Here is a 19,591-nt window from a genome sequence, read left to right as displayed (position 1 = left end):
GCCGTACCTACCGCTTCCCTTTTAGTCTTTTAGAGATAGTATCTAGCTGTTTTTGTGACAGCTTATTGTATTGGTAATCTGTAGGTGTCATTTCCTTTTCTTGTTTGTGGCAACAGTGATGGATGATTTCGATTAGATGGTCTTTATACCGGTTTGCCAACCTTTGTATCGTGTCCGCATCATACTGGTATTGGTTATAAACCAAATCCATTGTCAACTTACCTCCAAGCACCATCCCGTTTAACTCCAACTTCTGAACTTTCTCGATCTGCCCTCCTATCTCCGGTCCAGTGGACAAATCTGAAAGTTCAAACAAGTCGCTCTGAGCGCTTGCCTTGTCAAACTGTCCTAAATAGTTAAATACGATTTCCGGTTTAAGTTGGAATTGTAATGGAAGGTTTACTGATGAATCATTTACAGTTAAATATTGTAAAATATCATAACCAAGTCCTTTGCCAGGTATACGCCGCAAATTATCCTTGGTCGTCTTAATGATCTCTGAGAATTCATTTACTCCTTCTGTTCCAAGTACGAATGGGAATACAGATGTGAACCAACCAACTGTTCTCGACACATCGATCTCTTTAATCACTGCTTCTCGTCCATGTCCTTCCATCTGAATAAGCACAGGGTCAGAACCGACCCATTCTTGAAGCGTCCGGCTCAAGGCTGCTAACAAAATATCATTTATTTCCGTACTATAAGCATGATGCACATCTGTTAATAACTTTTGAGTTATGTCAGTATCCAATGTCATTTTCACAATGGCATGATCGCAAGCTTTATTCCATTCGATGATGTGATCGACAGGCAATTCTACCGTATTTGTCTGCTCTACTTGACTCCAATACTTTGTTTCATTCAGCAACGCTTTACTTACTGAATACTTCGCAAGACGCTTTGACCAATCACTGAAGGAATTCGTCTTCGCAGGAAGTTTAATCGTTTTCTGTTCAAGTAATTGCTTATAGATCATCGTGAAGTCTTCCAGAATAAACCGCCAAGATACACCGTCTATCACAAGATGGTGAATAATAATAAGCAAATAATCACCGATATCTGTACGATACAAAACTAATTGGATAAGTGGACCTTGCTCGATATTCAATCCAGCTTGTAGCCTTGCCGATTGTTGCTCAATATCAGCTCGATAATCGTCTTTCCCTGTAAAATCAATGACTTCTAATTTAAAAAACGTGTGTCCTTCTAGCCCTTGGTTGAACTGTACTACACTGTTATCTCCTTTGCTAAAGCTCATCCTCAGAGCATCATGATGCTCAACCATATGGGCAAATGATTGTGTTAACAGCTCCGCCTCAAAACCTTCGGGTTTATACAACATGAGGGAATGATTGTAATGGCCTACATGCTCCCACTTTTGCTCAAACAACCGATATTGAATTGGAGTTAACTCCACTTTACCTGTCACCAATTCTTGACTTATTTCGCTGGTGGATGGTTGGACATACCTACTTAACTCTCTAATTCTAGGGTATTTAAATAAGTCTCTCATTTCCATCTTCAGACCATACGCCATTAACCGAGAAGAGATTTGCAATGCTTTGATTGAATCCCCACCATATTCGAAGAAATGATGATCTGTCCCAATTCCCTTAACACCTAATGTATCCTCCCATACTTGCACCAACGCTTCCTCGATATCGTTGACAGGGGCTGAGTATGATTCTGAAGACTCAATGTTTGTAAGGGGCTCCGGCAACGCTTTATAATCTACTTTCCCGTTCTCGTTCAAAGGCATTTGACCAAGGAAAACGAAAGCCGCAGGTAGCATATAATGGGGTAACCGTGTCGCCAAATAATTCCGGACCTCAGCGGCGCTTAGAGCATGCTGCGTGACAATATAAGCACACAAGTACTTTGTACCATCGCTTTCTTTGACCATCAGTACGGATTCCTGAACATTTGAATACGTCTTTACATGTGCTTCTATCTCAGCCGGCTCTACTCGGTAACCTCTGATTTTGACTTGTTGATCTATTCTTCCAATAAACTCAATGTCCCCATTCGGTAATTTCTTGACCCGATCTCCTGTTTTATATACCCTCTCTCCAGATTTAAACGGGAATTGGACAAATTTTTGTTTTGTAAGTTCACTTTGATTTATATACCCCCGCGCAAGTCCATTTCCAGCGATAACAAGCTCTCCTGGAACACCATCTGGTAGCGGGTTGCCGTAGGCATCAACAATGTAAGCTCGTGTATTAAATATCGGTTTCCCGATTACAGGCTGCTGGTGAAATGCTTTGAATCCAACCAAATCTATTGAATGAGCAACACACCCGATTGTCGCTTCGGTTGGTCCATAATGGTTCACAAACATTGTGTGTGGATATTGTTCATAATATTGCTCGATATCCTGAACCTTGATCTTTTCCCCTCCAAGAACGATAAGTTTCAATGAATCCAATAGATCTCTCGTCTTAAATCGCTCATGGTTCACCATAATATGGAATAAGGAGGGTGTAGCCTTAAGAAAGGTAATTTCACAAGATGAAATATAATTCAGCACACATTCAGGATCTACATAATCATGTCGGTCGAGCATATGCAATTCACAACCACTGACAAGTGCAGGATATAAAGCGGTATAACAAAGATCAAAACTGGCAGATGAGAGAAGTATCGTCTTATCGCTACTATTAATCTCGTATGTCGAGGTAAACCAGTGAATGTAATTAACAACATTCTGGTGTTCGAGCATGACACCCTTAGGTATACCTGTCGTTCCTGACGTGTAAATCACATAGGCAAGATCATGTTCTTTCACTTGAATATTTAAGTTATGGCCATGTCCTTCATATGCTTTTAAACGATCTAGCAAATATACCTGAATCGTTGACCCCACCTGATCTAAATGTTGTTCATACGTTAATAAGTATCGGGAGCCACTATTGTTGAGCATATATTCGACCCGTTCAATTGGGAACTCCGGATCTATAGGTAGATAAGCTCCGCCCGTTTTTAACGTAGCCAACAAGGCCGCAATCGTCTCCGGACGGTTCTCCATAACGATTCCAGCAATACCGCAACCTTCCATGAAACCATTCTCAATCATCATTCTCGCAAGCTGATTAGCCTTAGAATTCAGTTCAGAGAAGGTCCATCTTTCTTCCCCATATACGAGAGCGATTCGATCAGGCGAACGTTTGACTTGATCTTCAAACCATTCGACCACTGTACTGAATTTCGGTTGCCTTCTAGCGTCTGTACTATCATTTAAAGCGAGGTATTGAACCTTCTCCTCATTAGATAGAAGTGAGATATCTGCCAAGGTAAGCTCGCTCTGTTCTGATACAACATGGAGTACATTGACAAAGTGCTGAGCAAACCGTTGCATGGTTTCGCTTGTAAATAGGTTAGAACAGTATACAAATTCCAGGCGAATCTCATCTGCGAGTACTTCTGCAAGTAGTGATATATCAAATTTTGTCGATTGTTGCTCTAATGGATACGGATTGACCGTTAATCCTTCCATTTGGAATGATTCCACACTCGCATTTTGCATTGTTAACATAACGTCAAATAGTGGACTGCGACTTAAATCTCTCGGAATCGCAAGTGCCTCTACCAAATTCTCAAATGGATACTGCTGATGCTCATAAGCGTTCATGCACGTTTCTTTTACTTCCTCTAAATAGGAACGGAAGCTCTTTCCACCTTCTGGCTTACTTCTCATCGCAAGCGTGTTTACGAATATCCCCATCATTTGCTGTAGATCAGTATGATCTCTTCCAGCTACGGCGGAACCTACAATGACATCCTCTTGTCCTGAATACTTGGATAATAAGATGCTATATCCAGCTAGTAAAATCATATACAGTGTTGTTTCTGTCTCTCCTGCTAACTTCTTTAACTTGGACGAAAGTCCACTTGGAATGATGAACTCAACCTTACCCCCATCGAAACTATGCCGTTGAGGTCTCTGGAAATCAGTTGGCATGTTTAACACTGGAAGCTCCCCTGCAAATTTACCCATCCAATATTGTTTCTGTTCTTCGTAAACGCCTTGAACAAATCGTTCATTATGCCATGCCGCATAGTCCTTGTATTGAATCGATAGTTCAGGAAGTTCACTACCGCTATACAGGGCGTTAAACTCATCAATGAACAAACCTACAGATGTACCATCTGAAATAATATGATGCATGTCGATAAACAACACATAATGCTGTTCATTTAGTTGAGCCAAACTTGCCCGAAATAACGGAGCTACACTTAAATCAAATGGAGTAATAAATTGTTCTGTAAGGCGTTTCAGTTCAGTGCTCTTTACTTTTCCGTAGTCCTCGAGCTTAAACTCGATATCAGAGTGAATGATTTGTACCGGCTCACCGTCTACAATCTTAAATGATGTTCGGAATGCATCATGCCGTTGCATCATTGTATTGAAGGTGTTTTCCAATTTACCAATATTCAATTCTCCCTGTATTTCAAAGGCCGCTGTCATGTTATACGATGTATTAGTAGCATTCATTTGATCCAATATGAACAATCGTTTTTGAGCTGCTGACACACCATAATACTCCCGTTTCTCTACAACCGGAATTTCTATGTGTATCTTTTGATCCATGCGCTGAAGCAGTTCGGATATTCCCTTGATCGTAGGATATTGAAAGATCCCCCTCAATGGTATATCAACTCCAAATTCCTTATTCATCCTTACTCTCATTATTGTCGCTTTTAAGGAGTGCCCTCCTCGTTCAAAAAAGTTGTCGTTTATTCCGACCTGATCAAGAGCTAATTCCTCCTGCCATATGGTTACTAATTGTTCTTCTATTGCATCGCGTGGTGGCACATATACAGTAATACTGGAATAGCTTATTTCCGGATTCGGCAACACCTTTTTATCAATTTTCCCATTCGGTGTTAACGGCATCTGCTCAAGCGGAATAAAGTAAGAAGGTACCATATATTCTGGTAACACCTGTAACAGGTTGTCCCTTATTTGACCCAGCTCCGTCTCTCCCTCTGGCACAAAGTATGCACATAAATAACTGTTGCCATCTTCATCCTCTTTGGCTACCACAACTGCTTCTTGAACCGATAATTGCTTAATCATCATTTTTTCAATTTCTTCTAACTCGATCCGATATCCGCGGATTTTAACCTGAAGGTCTGTTCTTCCTAAATACTCAACGGAGCCATCTTCTCTCCATTTCGCCATATCCCCTGTGCGATACATTTTGTACCCTTGAACATGTGGATTATCGACGAATTTCTGTTCCGTTAAATCTTCTCGTTTCCAATAACCTGCAGCTAAACCGTCTCCCGCAATACACAACTCTCCCGGTACACCGATCGGTACGAGTTGATTATCTGTGTCAACAATGTAAATTTGCGTATTCGCAATAGGATGACCGATGTCTACATTATTTTTAAATGTTAAATCGCTCACACAAGACCATACCGTGGTCTCCGTCGGGCCATACATATTGTAAATCCGTAAGTGTGCATAACTTTTTAACCTTTTCATTAAATGAATAGGTAGAGGCTCTCCACCGACCATAATGTCGGTTACTTTTTCGAGAAAAGTCATTACCGGATCGTCCGCCATTAGCATTTTCAAACGAGATGGCGTAATTTGTAACATCTCCACGTTGTGATTAGTAATGAGCTGATGTAGTGCTTTGGGGTCCATCTGTTCTATTTCATCTGCAATGACTACTTTTAATCCCTTCGTCAACGGCACCCAAGTTTCAAGAACAAAAATATCGAAAGAGATCGTCGTCAGCCCTAGTATTGTTTTTCCAGGCGTAAAATCAATTATTTTACACATCGCATTGATAAAATTGTGCACTGCTTGATGGGTAATCATCACCCCTTTGGGATTACCTGTTGAGCCAGACGTATAAATGACATATGCAATATGGTCGGCGTTGTTCATTTGAAATCGCGTGTTATCGATCTCTTTCGTGTATAAGTTGTCATCATGAATACATATTTTTCTCGCATTACATTCAACTTGATCAATCAAATCTGATTGCGTAAGTAAAATTTGTGCAGCACTATCTGTCAACATGTATTCGATCCGATTCACTGGATAATCAGGATCAATTGGTAAATAGGCGCCCCCAGCTTTCAATACGCCTAACAAAGCGACAATCATATCGATTGATCTCTTAACCATTACACCCACAACGGTTCCCGGCAATACCCCTTGCTCACGAAGAGCTGCTGCCAATTGGTTGGATCTTACATCTAAGTCATTGTAGGAGTATTGCTTACTGCCGCTTTCAATAGCAATTTCATCTGGTGTACGTTCAACTTGAAGTTGAAACAATTGATGGATCGTCTGGTGTTTGTCATACAGAAGTTCTGTATCGTTGAAATCAAATAGCAACTGTTGTTGTTCTTCTTCAGTTAACATATGAATCTGTGAAATGTGCACATCTACGTTATCTACTACACTATTCACAATATTCACGTAATGGGTTAGCATCCGTTCGATTTTTTCTTCCTTAAATAACTTTGTACTGTAGTCCAGATGGAGCGTAATACATTGATCGTTCCAGTCCTCAGCGCTTAAGGTCAGATCGTATGGTGACACGCCCAGATTCCTTTCAATCGGTCTGAATGTAACATCTACTCTGGATGATAATTGAATATCCATATTTTGCAGAATGAACATCGTATCAAACAATGGATTTCGGCTGATATCTCTCCGTATATTCAGTTGGTCCACAAGTAATTCGAACGGATAATCCTGATTTTCGAATGCAGCGATGCTATTGTACTTCACTTCTTCAAGATATTCGCGATACACCTTGTCGTTTAATGAACAACTACGGATTCCGACCGTATTAATAAACACGCCAATCAATGATTCAATGTCCGGATGATTACGTCCAGATACGGGCGAACCCACAATCAGATCATTCTGACCCGTATATTTGTGCAGCAAAATGTTATATGCAGACAGCATTACCATGAATAAGGAAGTATCGGTCTGTTGTGCCAATTGGTGAAGCCGTTTCGTCAACCGTTCATCCAAGCGCACGGTTAGCCTCTTCCCTTCCATACTCAACTTAGTCGGTCTTGGATAATCCGTTGGTAAATTTAAGACTGAAATTTCGCCTTCAAATTGCTTGAGCCAATACGTTCCTTGCTCACTTATCCGTTGTTCATTGAGAATTTGATGTTGCCAGACGGAAAAGTCGGAATACTGAATTCTTAATTCAGGCATCGATTGCCCTTCGTATAGTTTCACAAGTTCTTCCATGAATATCGCCATTGAATAGCCATCTGAGATGATATGATGCATATCGATAAACAAAATATGTTCGGATTCTGAGCACTTCAGAAGTTCCACTCTGAACAGTGGTGCTTCTATTAAGTCAAACGGCTTCACAAAATTGTGGAATCTCTGTTCCACATCCGACGGATTATGCAAATCCGTAAACGGTACGTTCAATATAAATTCTTCACCTAATCGTTGTACAATTTCACCATTAAGAATTTCAAACGTCGTTCTGAACACATGATGTCTACTAACGATTTGTTGCAGTGCAGCGATTAATCGATCTGCATCTAGCTTCCCTTCCATTACAATCTGACCCGGAATATTGTGGACTAAAGTACCCGCCTCCAACTGATCGAGAACGTAAATCCGCTTTTGTGCTGTAGATATTTCATATATTTCATGTTGCTCCTGAATAGGAATCGGCTGATACAAGTTACCCTCTCCACCGCTAATTAAACTTGCTAGCTCTCTAATCGTAGGATATTGAAACCATTGTCCGATCGGGATTTGGTGTCCGAATTCCTGATAGATTCGTGACAACATGACCGTCGCTTTCAATGAATTTCCCCCAAGCGAAAAGAAATGTTGATGAACGCCTACTCGTTCCGTTCCAAGCATTTCACACCACATACGAACAAGTGTAACCTCCGTCTCATTCAACGGTTCTTGTTCGTTATGTTCGGTGTCTGGTGCTGGAAGAGCATGATCGTCAATCGTCCCATCCGCAAGCAAAGGGAACGATTCCAACAGTACAATATGAGGAGGAATCATATATTCAGGTAGTGTATCTGCCAGCTCCGCTTTGATCCGTGCCAGATTAGCTGACTCTTTTGGTACTGCAACATACGCAATCAATTCTTGCTGGTTATCCCTATCTAACGTTCGGATTGCAATTTGAGCTTGTTTCAAGCTCTTGAGCTTCAATAATGCTTCTTCCAGTTGGGCTAGATTCACACGATATCCACGTATTAGCGCCATCCGCTGAACTTCACCGCATATTATCATTTCCCCGGAAGGCATGATAACAGCTTGTTTCCCCGTCTTAGTTATGTTTTCGTTTAAAGGAATGTTCCTCTCAATGGATGAACCTGCTACGAAACCGTTGTCCTTCAGATCAAGCATAAACATTTCACCTACAACACCCATCGGAGCTGGACGTCTGTATAGATCAAGTACACATCTGCCCCCATTGTTATTCCAAATCTCTGTCAAAGTCTGCTCATGATCATCATTTAACAGCGATAAATGAGAAACCGTTACAGATGAGTCCTGAATCATACCCAGAAGTAACTGCCGATACGCCTCTGCCCAAATCTTCATGACATCTGGTTCAATTAGATCGGTACTGTAATCGAAATCAAGCCACAATTCCTGATTAATATCCGTCACGTTCAGGAACAGATCGTAATGTAAATACTGCACTGGATAGGGAATGATCTCCGTATCCAGCCCATTGAAATTCAATTTCCGTACTGGTCGATCCATATTGAACAAAATGTTAATGACAGGCATCCGGACACTCGGTATTCTTTCGACTAATTTAGCCAAAGAGAAACCTTGATATAAATCCAGTTGTTGCATAGTCATCTTGACAGTGTGAAGGTAATCCGTAATGGAGTCACTGCCATCGACCTGGGTATATACCGGAAACAAATTCACACAGTTACCTATCAGATGGGTTTCACCCATCTGGGACTGTCCCGCCGTCGGAATGCCGACAATAATGTGCCGCTGCCCTGCCAACCGATGCAAAAACAGGTTATACGCTGTGAGCATCGTGATGAACAAGCTATTTTTACTTTTTATACTTAATGTTCTTAGCTCTTTCGTTATAACGCGATCTAATTTTAAGGTATACCTATTTGCATTAAATGTCTTTTTAGACAAATGTCCATTAGGGGAAGGCAACTGCAGCACTGGAATAGATTTATTAAATTTAGTTGCCCAGTATGTCGCTGCTTTATCGGCCTCCTCGCTATGCTGTAGCTTTTCCTGCCACTGTAAGTAGTAACGAAACGGTACAGCTTCAGACAACTCAGGTATATAATTGTGGCATATAGCAGAATAAGCTACCTCCAGTTCCCCTACGAACACGGCAATGGACCAACCGTCTACGACAATATGGTGGAAGGTAAGCACCATAAGATACTCCGCGTCAGCCACTTGTAGCACTGTTATCCGAAATAACGGTTGTTCAGCATGCAGGTCAAATGCTCTAGCAGCATCTATTGCCAACCAACTTTCTATCTTGGATTTGCTACCATCCGCTGATTCTCCTCGGAAATCTTCCACGATGACCGGAACTTCGACTTCCGGCATAATGACCTGGAACTCGCCGCTAGGATCAATGACTGTTCGTAGTGCTTCATGCCGCCTCGTCAACGTGTTTACAGCTTGCTTCAATGCTTGTATATTCAGTACTCCGTTCATCTTAAGCAATACGGACTCATTTAATGAAGCAGAAGCCGGGCCACCTGTTACAGAAGCAATCCACAGTTGTTTTTGTTCATTCGACAAGCTTGCAGTAACGGATTCATCCTCTTTCTGTGATACCACTGCCTGCTCACGAACGACTTTATTCCCATCGTCACCATCTGGCGGATGCGGAGTACCTGGTAGGAATCCACCTCGTTGTAAATCACTGACACTCTGCTTCACGATATGAATAATGGTATCAATATCATCTTGTGTATGTGCTGTGGACAAGAAGCAATTACGCCCTTCCCATACATAAAGACCTTTATGAATTAAATGATAGAAGAACAATTCGATGTCACCAAAGGATACGAACCGGAACAGTGAGCCGTAATTAACCATATGGATTGGAACGCCTCTTTCTTTGAAAAAAGAGTTCAATTCCGACACGAGGTAGTTCGTATTATGATTCAGCTCTTCATATAGCTTGGAGCCTTGTGATTCAAGGTAATCAATTGTCTTTAATGCCATACGCATTGTGAGCGGATGGGTACAGAAGGTCCCCCCCACAAACGTTTTTTGAGCTGCCTTCAATGGATAAGAAGCATCTCCAAAGGTCCATGTTCCACCGTCAATAGGGTCCATAAATTGCTCTTTGCCAGCAACAATACCAATAGGTAAACCGCCACCGACCACCTTCCCATAAATAACAAGATCCGCTTGAACTCCGAACCAAGCTTGTGCCCCACCCAGACCAATCCGAAAACCAGTAATCACTTCATCAAAAATAAGAGCTGTACCAGATTGTAAAGTTATTTCCCGGAGCTGCTTCAAAAATTGATGTGGTTGCAGATCCGGTCTACGACTCTGTACCGGTTCCACTATGACTGCAGCCAATTCATGTGCATGCTTGCGAATAATATCCAATGATTCTGGCTTATTGTAATTTAACATCAACACATCATGGACGTAATTCGCATGTATTCCCGGTGCCATAGGGAGCGCTGACCCCTCATCTGACTCTGGATGAGCAACTCCTAGTACCCCATCAAAAGTACCGTGATAAGAACCGGAGAATACGACTATTTTCGATCGTCCTGTAGCGGCCCTTGCTGTACGTAATGCAACCATCACAGCCTCAGTGCCTGAATTGTAAAAGGCTACCCTATCCACACCTGTAATTCGACTAATCCTGTCTGCTACTTCCCCGGCCAGATCAGACATCGGACCTAATGGCGGCAACGAAGAGAAGGCTTGAGCCTCCATTTCCGAAACGATAAAATCAGGATTATGACCTAATAAGTTGACACCGAATCCCATTGTTAAATCGATATATTCGTTACCGTCTACATCCCACATCTTTGCTCCAGAAGAACGCTTCGCTACGATTGGATAGACAATCTCCTTCCAATAAGAGCGGAACCCCGGAACATTACGGTTATTGGCATGCACATAACGAGTCTGTTGAATATATGATTTGGAGCCCTGCGTAAGGCTCATATACTGATCAAGAAATTGGTTCAAGTATTTCCTCTGTTGTTCGGTAAAGTCCCCATTCTCTCCGATGATCATAGGCTGATAAGGAATAAAGGGTTTCACTTCATCCTGTCCGCCTTTGACTACTTTTAGAGGACGAACCTCTTGTACCTTCATTTGAGAAATACCTTCGTTCATTGAACGACCGCTTAATAGTTCCAGTTGTCGTCCAACAATATCTGATACATTCTGCTGTTGGACATTCATTAATTCAAGCTGTCGTGCGAAAATACGCTCAATCGCAGAATCGCCCACCGTCGCTTGTATCCGATCTTCAATTTCTGCTGAAGCAGTCGCTGCCGATTGTAACCGTTGCTCTTCCAAACCATTCAACACAGTATCTTTTTGTATTGGATCGTCTTGTCTCTTGGATCTGATTGGGTGTAAATTGGCATTTTGGGTTACAAATTGTGTCAAACTGTCCACATTGGTTATAGAATCGAAAAAACGTTCAATAGCTATATCTACATGAAAGATTTGATTTATTTCCTTACGGATTTGGACGAGCATAATGGAGTCAAGACCCATTTCCAAGAAATGAGCATATTCATCAATCTCTTCTACATTTAATCCTGAAGCTTGGCTTACCATTTGTTTAATGGTTTCTTGTACCTCAGACGAGTGGTCAGATACTTCAGTTGTCGTCATCAGCAACTCAGCCGTATTTGATTGCATGAATCTCGGCTCCACCTCTTGTTTATCGATGCGTTCAATCTCTATCCAGCAACGTTTACGATCAAAGGGATATAAAGGCAATGGGATTTTCCTAGCAGGATGAGTGGAGTATAAATGTTCCCAATTCACTCTGGCCCCTTGAACATACCTTTCACATATTCGGTTTAATCGATCCCAATCTGCTATAGAAGCCGATGAAATCGCGACCAGTTCCTCTGTCATTTCTTCGCTAATTTCATTTATTTCATTTTCTGTTATTTCGCCCTGCTTTCGTAAATACTCAGATTCTGTAACAACTCTATAAACTCCCTTGTATATTCCGGGTTGGTCTCCATCTGAAATCAGGGCGTCAAGTTTATGGATCAATTCTTCTCGCGTCGTGCACACGAAAGCAAGTCGATGTTCTAAATGAGCACGGCCTGTAGAAACCGTGTAACAAATGTCCGCAATAGAGTCTCCCGAAGATGCGGATACATAGCTCTTATACCGATAGATTAGCTCATTAAGCGAGCTTTCGTTTTTTGCTGATAGAGTAAATATATAGGGTTGGACAATGTCTTTTGCCTGTTCATCCACTTTTTTATCTACATATTCTTCCATGACGATATGACAGTTCGTCCCGCTAAAACCGAAAGAACTGACTCCGCAGCGTAACGGTTGCTGTGACACATCAAAAGTTGCTAGTTCTGTATTGATATAAAAAGGTGACTGTTCAATATTTATATTTTTATTGGGTTGGCGAAAGTGAACTAACGGCGGATTCTGTCGATGTTTAAGCATGAGAACCGATTTGATCAGACCGGCGATCCCAGACGCCTCAAATGTGTGTCCAATGTTCGCCTTTACGGAACCAAGCGCGCAGTACTGTTTTTTATCTGTATAGCTGATAAAAGCTTTTTCCAAAGCAGAGAATTCGACAGGATCACCCAACTTCGTTCCAGTACCATGGGCTTCTATAAAAGTAAGTGTGTCCGGATGAATGCCCGCATCTTTCCATGCCGCTTGGATTACTTCCGTCTGCGCCGTTGGATTCGGAGCTGTAATCCCGATCGTCGTACCATCCTGGTTTATTGCACTCCCTTTAATGACTGCGTACACATGGTCCCCGTCCTGCAGCGCTTGGCTTAACGGCTTTAATAGCACAGATGCTACCCCTTCACTTACCCCTGTCCCATCAGAATCAGCATCAAACGCTCGAGTCCGCCCATCTTGAGATTCCATATCTAATCCTAATGAAATGGGCAATAGTGATGCCCTAACTCCACCGGCAATAGCCATTTCACATTCACCGTTCCGAATTCCTTGGCATGCCATATGAACTGCAACTAATGAGGAAGAACAGGCCGTATCTATGGTCACTGCTGGACCTTTTAAATCAAGAAAATAAGCAATTCTACTAGCTAAAACTGACGGTAAATTACCTACGATATAATTAGAGATCCGTTCAGGATCATATTTGGAAATAAGTCGTTCATAATCATACCCAACTTTTGAAAATCCAGCATAGACACCTACACTTCGACCGCGCAATTTGTCCCCTGCGTATCCCGCATCTTCAAGCGTATGCCAAGCTTGCTGCGTAAATAATCGTTGATTCGGATCCATGAATTTTGCTTCATTAGGTGTTAATTTGAAGAAAGCATAATCAAACGTATCGATTTCTTCTAAATAACCACCTACTCTGAATTCTGATTCCTGTTTATCCCAACCTATAACTGATAAATAATCTTTAGCATCTTCTCGTCTGCTAGCACTATAAGCTTCAATATGATCGCGGCCTTCTGCTAGATTGCTCCAATATGTTTGGAGATCTGAAGCACCCGGTAAATTAAGTGAAATTCCGATAATGGCGATATCTCTTTGCCTTCTTGTATCTTCATTCTGGTTAGAATCACTCTTGATCCTCTCGCCTGATTCAGATTTGAGGTACTTGGATAATTCGATAATTGATGGATAGGCAAACAAATCAGTAACTTTTAATTTTACACAAAATTTCTGTTCTATCCGATCTGCTATTTGAACCAGTTGTAGAGAGTTTGCCCCCATATCAAAATAACTGCCCTGAATGCTGACCGAATTTCTTTCCAGCACTTCACGAAAAATAACTTGTATTTCCCGCTCAAGTTCACTATGGGTGAGCTCTATTTTACTCAGATCGTCCTTCTCCACTTCAGTAGCAAGTGCAAAGTTTCTTAATTGCTGTGAAATATCTGCAAACTCCCCGTCTTCATACTGCTGGCCGAGCTTATACCGCTGTACTTTTCCGCTAGTCGTTTTGGGCATACGCTTAATCGGAATTACGTCAGCAATTTCCCATCCGCCCCTTTGATTTAGAAGTTTCTTTAACTCCGCAACAGTTGGGATCAGTTTCTCCAGCTTCTTCTTTGAAACGATAAATAAAACAATTTCTTCTTTCTTCAGTTTCGAATTATAAACCCCACATGCGGCTGTTCTTCCGAGTTCTACTCCATCGACTTCCTCTGCGATCCGCTCTATGTCATGGGGGTATATGTTCTGTCCATTAACAAAAATAACATCCTTCTCACGACCGGTTATTACCAACTGAGCGTTACGAAGAAATCCTAAATCTCCCGTCCTCACCCAACCGTCAGAAGTTAATAGATTTCGAGTCGCTTCGGGATTTCTATAATACCCTTGAGTCACGTTATTCCCTTTAATATGTATATGACCAACGATATTATCTTCCACTTCGTTATTCTTCTCATCACAAATCCGAAACTGACAGTAATCAATTGGATAACCAACCTCTACAAAGGACAAGCTCTTAGCAGAATGCGCGTCTACCTCGACAACCTGTTTCCCGATGCCCAATTGTTCACGATCCACGTAAATCGTCACAAACTCATCTTCAACGTTAGGAAAAGAAACTCCGACAGAAGCCTCAGCTAAACCATATACAGTACACATAGAAGTGCGTTTCAATTTATAGGCATCGAGTGTGTCTAAAAAAGTATTGCATAACTCTGTTGATATTGGCTCGGCCCCGTTATATATGACACGAATTCGCGATAAATCCCAATCTACTACCTTTTCTGGTTTGAAAAATTGTAAGAAGTATTTATACCCAAAATTTGGGGATGATATAACAGTGACTTGATGTTCACTTGCTTTCTTAATCCACAGTAATGGCTGTCGAATAAATAGAGAAGTCGACATAATATACTGTTCCAACTCAGCTACGACAGGTGAAATATGGTTGCAAATTAACCCCATATCATGAGTTAGGGGCATCCATTGTAAATATGAATCCTCTGCGGTAACTTTCGAGATATTAAGTATCCCACTAGTGTTATAAATAAGATTCTTATGTGTAAGCATGACCCCCTTCGGATCACCCGTTGAACCTGAAGAAAATTGGATAAATGCAATTTCTTCCGATTTGGCGGTGTACACTTGTGCCGGATGCTGTTGTAAAAATAGATCACTATCGTCAATTAGCGTAACCTTGTCTCGAATCAAGTCGTATAGATCGTTCTGACCACTCTTTATTGTATATTTATGTAAATCATCCAGTATTTTAGATTCTGTCACCATATAGGGACGAGCTAACACATCCCAAATTTTAAATACCTTGCTCTTGTGTTCATCATTATTTCCAATGCTGACCGGAACGGGTATTATTCCACCTAAGATACAACCCCAAAAAGCAATGATAAAGTAACGGTTATTCTCTATTTGAAACACAACTTCCTGCCCCTGACTTACTCCTGATGCTTGAAGATTACCGAGAAAGGCTAACGCTTGTTCATACAGTTCTTTATATGTGAGACGGTCTTCATGATCATCACTTTCAATAAAGGTGATTCCTCTATTTTCCGATTTCCCTCTTTCTTCAATAACGTCGATTAGTGTTGTAAATTGCTTCGTAAACATGTTCTTCCTCCCCAAACAATGTATTATCGATTCATTCACACATTACCCTTAAAGCACTTATGGTAGTTTTTTTACGATTTTTAACTGTTCATCCGTAGATAGTTGCTTGCTAATACATATAAATTGTAGAAGTTCCCTTACTTGATCCATCGTTTTGGTCATGTTGATATCTCTATCATTATTAATTTGGTCAATGATCTTTTTGACATGATTGATAGGCTCTATAACACCCTTCATATATTGTTCAGTATCCTTATTGCGGTTCCGGGCAATTAAAGTTGCGGTTAAAGCTTCCTGAATACGGGCGCTGATCGCTGTACGACCATATTGCACTGTATCGAACGTTGCGCGTAAATTCTCTAACTCATCCGGGCTCTCAAAATGATGGGTCCGTATTGTGGGAAAGCTTTCTTTCATCAGTTGACTCAGTACCTGCCTGGGCCCGATTTCTACCGTCTGGCTGACTCCATTCCGATACATATATTCCATCGTCTCTAACCAACGAACCGGATGTGTCATTTGACGATGTAGAAGTTTAACCAGCTCTTGGCTCTCATACGGAAGAGCAGTCACATTTGAAATAATGGGCCACTGCCAGTTTTTTAGCTCGTATTGATTCAATTCATCTACCAATTTGTCTGCCGCTAAGCTCATCATTGGGCTGTGGAAAGGGGCGCTGACATTCAAATATTTAACACTAGCACTAGGGATCACTTTCAACCTGTCACTAATTTCGCTGATGGCCTCTTGATGGCCTGCCACAACATGCTGTCGCAATGAATTACAGCATGCGACCACAACCTGCTTGGTTTCTGTAGAAATCTCGCTGCACCATTGCTCCAACTGCTCTCTAGAAACATTCATTACTGCTGCCATAGCTCCTAGACCCGAGGAAGCCGCATCCTGCATAAGCATTCCTCTTTTCCTTACTATTCGGAGCCCGTCCTGAAACGACATAACACCTCCACATACAAGAGCAGAGTATTCACCAAGGCTGTGCCCTGCCATAAGAAAAGGTTCCCATCCAAGTTCTTGTCTACCAATTTCAAAAGAGATGACACTTACAGTCAAAATAGCTGGTTGTGTGTTCATAGTCTGCATGAGTTGTAAATGACTGCCCTCGAAGCATAGTTTAGTAAGATCACAACCTAACGTATCATTTGCTTCTTCAAATAATAGTTTTGCCGTATTGAATTGATCCCACAATTTTTTCCCCATACCTACATATTGAGAACCTTGTCCTGGGAACAAAAAGGATATTTTTGTCATCTGCAGACCTCATTTCTCTAATTAATTTCTACGAAATTGTCCAATTGAATGAACATAAAAGAGTTGGAAGTGTTAGCGATTGATGTTATTTAGTGGTAAAGCGAAGATGATCAGTCACACTATAACGCCCTCCTAAAATGGTATTATTAGTGTTATTTAATTATTATTATTAATAAATCCATATTAAAGATCATTATCCATAACATAACATATTTAATTTTTTAGTCAATTATTTAATGTAAATTTTTTGTAATAATTATGTTAATTTTGCATTCTGTTGACACTTTATGTAAAAATAAATAACTATCTCAAAGATAGAAAACGCCGAAATCCCCGGTTGTTCTTTAGTTGTCCAAACACACTCTCTGGCCCTGTCATTTGGCGTACGGAAAGGACATACCCTTCTTCGTTTCGCAGGGTTTCACGTTTCTTGTAGTGAAGATACTCCATACCAGTCTCTTAAATACATTAAATACAAAAAAAAAAAAGAACCTCCCATAAATTTGGAAGATTCCTCTTTATCTATACTATTTATCTCTTAGCCGATCTATTTCTCAATAAGTGTGAAATCATCGAAATGAAAAGCTGGAGCTACAATACAAGTTACAAATGCAGGTTCATCGGTCAGGGCTTTTGCCGTTTGCCACACTTTAGCGGGTACAAGTGCTTGTGGCTGTTGTCCATTCTCAATGTCCATCCCAATAATAATTTTCTCGCCCTCTTCGGGATTCTTTTCACTTCCACCTAATGTGAGTTCCACAGGACCTCCAGAATGATACAGCCATAGTTCATCTGACAACACGACATGCCATTCTGACACTTCACCTGGGTGTAATAAGAAGTACGTTGAGCTTGCTGCAGCTCTAGCACCGGAGTATTCAGGTCCTAATACTTCTTTAGGAATTTTATAAGATGCTTTCCATACTTCTTTGTACCATCCGCCTTCCACATGCTTATCCATTCCTAATTGCTTAACCAACGGTGATTGTTGTTGCTCCATAGCGACTTCTCTCCCTATTCTTTAAGTAAATAGCTTAGATATATTTGTAGCCCATTTTACATGATTTCACAACTTTCGTCACGCTCTGTATCCCATATCGTGTTCTGACTGAGGAAATTTTATTGCCTATAATACATTTCATCATTGACGACCAGTATCAATATATGTTACTTTAAGTTAACTAGTATAAATTAGTAAGTTGATTTATTAATATTAGCAATACAATTATTACAATAAGATATGGAGGCTTAAATCATGACTACTTTTATAGATTTAGTTCAATCTCGCAGATCAGCTATGAATTTTGTGGAGGGTATCAAGATCCCTCAGAATGAGCTGGAGGAAATGTTCTCTTACGCTCGCCTGGCACCATCGGCTTATAATCTTCAACATACACACTATAAAGTTATCGCCGACGAGAATTTAAAAGAAGAGATTCGTAAGGGTGCCTACGGCCAATATAAAATCCACTCAGCCTCAGCAGTCATTATAGTACTGGGGGATAAGCATGCTTATCTGCAAGCACCAGAAATATACGGAGGACTTAAGATGCTAGGTGCAATGTCGCAGGAGCAATTCGATCAACAAATCGAATCTATTAACAGTGCCTACATAGGAAATGATGCTTTTCAACGCGATGAAGCTATCCGTAATGCGTCCCTGTCTGCGATGCAGTTCATGCTGATTGCCCAAGATAAAGGCTGGGATACTTGTCCAATGATTGGCTTCGATCCAGAAGCGATCAAGACCACCTTGAATCTGCCAGACCATCTGGTTCCCGTTATGATGATCACGATTGGAAAAGACAACAAGCGAAAAATAAGACCACGCGGCTACCGTAAGCCAGTCAATGAATTCGTTGAGTTTTTCTGACTACAAATGCAGAAGCTTGCTCAAGTCTAAATCTGACTTTAGCAAGCTTCTTTTCAAAATAAATTCCAAAGTAAAGTAGTTGTTATTCTATTAGCGATTTGTTGATTACATCGATTCCTGTTATAGTTCCTGATAACGTATCTGCGGTGAAGTAAATAGTTACCTCACCATATTCATACATCATAACATAGCCACCCTCAGCATCATCCTCGCCGATATAGCTGGGCTTTCCTAACTGCGCTTTTACTTTAGCAAATGTCTTGTTCGGGAACCCTTCTCTACCAATGGATACTCCATATAGTTGGCCAGCGGGAGAGCCCGGAACATTGAAACAAAGTCCTGCATACGGAAGCTTGTTGAATATCCAGAATTGCCCCCCAGTCCAATTGTACGACCGTTTCGGACTACCCAGTAATTTCACTACTTGAGACTTTTTCATCCCTAACTGAATATCAAAGCCAGGTATCTTCCCTGCTTTTAGCGAAGCTACCGTATTCTTATCTAGCTTGAATGTACGAGAAGCAGCACTCGCGTGTGGAATACCTACACTGCAAAACAACAAAATCAAGACTATTAAACCTAATACTCTCTTCAATTGAATAACCCCTTCCCATTCACTATATTCCTATAACCCTAGCATGCTTTGTGGATTATATTATATCTTTAAG

General features: G+C 41.1%; 5 protein-coding genes. 1 reads left to right on the top strand and 4 read right to left on the bottom strand.

Features of this window, described 5'->3' with window-relative positions; translation table 11 throughout:
• Positions 1–7 precede the first annotated feature (7 nt).
• The 3 genes from UB51_RS01240 to UB51_RS01230 form a co-directional block, all read right to left on the bottom strand.
• Positions 8–15,781, bottom strand: a complete 15,774-nt coding sequence (locus UB51_RS01240; RefSeq protein ID WP_044875725.1) for a non-ribosomal peptide synthetase — start codon at positions 15,779–15,781, stop codon at positions 8–10.
• A gap of 57 nt (positions 15,782–15,838) precedes the next feature.
• The gene (fabD, locus tag UB51_RS01235; RefSeq protein WP_044875724.1) at positions 15,839–17,050 is read right to left on the bottom strand and encodes an ACP S-malonyltransferase; all 1,212 of its coding nucleotides are present in this window, start codon (positions 17,048–17,050) and stop codon (positions 15,839–15,841) included.
• Positions 17,051–17,597: 547 nt separating this feature from the next.
• On the bottom strand, positions 17,598–18,050 hold the full coding sequence (locus tag UB51_RS01230) for a cupin domain-containing protein (RefSeq protein WP_044875723.1): 453 nt from the start codon (positions 18,048–18,050) through the stop codon (positions 17,598–17,600).
• Positions 18,051–18,305: 255 nt separating this feature from the next.
• On the opposite strand from UB51_RS01230, the gene UB51_RS01225 reads away from it, so the two are divergent.
• Complete coding sequence (locus tag UB51_RS01225) at positions 18,306–18,923, top strand: nitroreductase family protein (protein ID WP_044875722.1); 618 nt, start codon at positions 18,306–18,308, stop codon at positions 18,921–18,923.
• Positions 18,924–19,005: 82 nt separating this feature from the next.
• Here UB51_RS01225 and UB51_RS01220 read toward each other — a convergent pair whose 3' ends face one another.
• A complete protein-coding gene (locus tag UB51_RS01220; RefSeq protein WP_052675719.1) occupies positions 19,006–19,518 on the bottom strand; it encodes a hypothetical protein in 513 nt (170 codons plus the stop codon).
• Positions 19,519–19,591: the final 73 nt, after the last annotated feature.

The sequence above is a fragment of the Paenibacillus sp. IHBB 10380 genome (genome assembly GCF_000949425.1).
Taxonomy (GTDB): Bacteria; Bacillota; Bacilli; order Paenibacillales; family Paenibacillaceae; genus Paenibacillus_AQ.
This window is presented reverse-complemented; position numbering and strand designations above follow the sequence as displayed.